The organism is Methanoregula sp. (assembly GCF_003170075.1).
GTDB lineage: Archaea > Halobacteriota > Methanomicrobia > Methanomicrobiales > Methanospirillaceae > Methanoregula.
In genome coordinates this window covers 1-914 of the sequence record NZ_PMZU01000031.1, presented here as the reverse complement: position 1 = coordinate 914, position 914 = coordinate 1, and the positions used below count along the sequence as shown (strand labels likewise).

Annotated in this window: 1 protein-coding gene; it reads right to left on the bottom strand. The window is 62.7% G+C overall.

Annotated elements, in window-relative coordinates:
• Window positions 1–48 precede the first annotated feature (48 nt).
• Window positions 49–914: dihydroorotate dehydrogenase (locus QZN75_RS03460; RefSeq protein ID WP_394339490.1), on the bottom strand; the 866-nt coding region annotated here is incomplete at its 5' end.

Sequence of the window (914 nt, the reverse complement as noted above, 5' to 3'; positions counted from 1 at the left end):
GGGGTCTCCTGTTTCACCTGTACGATGATGACCGGCACCGGGAGACCTTCAGGCATGGGCACACCCCACGATCTCGTCCGGAGGAAGCCCGTCTTTTGCATAGAGCCCGCCACAGATCTTCTCGAAGACCCTTGCATCGGCCTGTACGGCACTGCCTATCTCGACCGCCCGTGCACCCGCCATCATCATCTCCACCACGTTGTCGGCAGTTGCGATTCCCCCGCACCCGATGATGGGGATCTTCACGGCATCGTAGAGTTCGTACACGCAGCGGACCGCGACCGGGAAGATGCCACTCCCGGACAGGCCGCCAAAGCGATTGCCGAGAACCGGGCGTTTCAGGGCGGTGGAGATCCGCATTGCCTTCACCGTGTTGATCGCCACGATCGCGCTCGCCCCACCGCGCTCCGCTGCCTTCCCGATCGCGGTGATGTCCGTAACATTCGGCGTGAGCTTGACCCAGGCCGGGACACCGCTCTTACTCACAGCCCGCGTGCAGGCCTCGACAAGCGCCGGGTCACTGCCGATTGCGGCACCGTAGCCCTCCGCATGAGGGCATGAGAGGTTCAGCTCAAAGCCGGCGACCTTACCGGAAAACCACCCGGCAACCATTGCAAATTCTTCCGGTGTACCGCCAAAGATGCTGACAACCACGGGTTTCTTTGCGAGCGGTGCGAGTTCGTCCACGAAATCCATTGAGGGGTTCGGGAGTCCCATCGCGTTCAGGAGCCCGTCCTCCAGTACAACAAGGCAGGGGCCTGCATGCCCTTCCTTTGGTGTCGGCCCGATCGATTTCGTGACAACACCCCCGGCACCCAGGGTGAGCATTCTCGAGAGCGATGCCCCGGTTGTCCCGAGGACCCCCGCCGCGAGGAGGAGGTGATTTTCTAGGGTCACGCCCCCCACCGTTACCC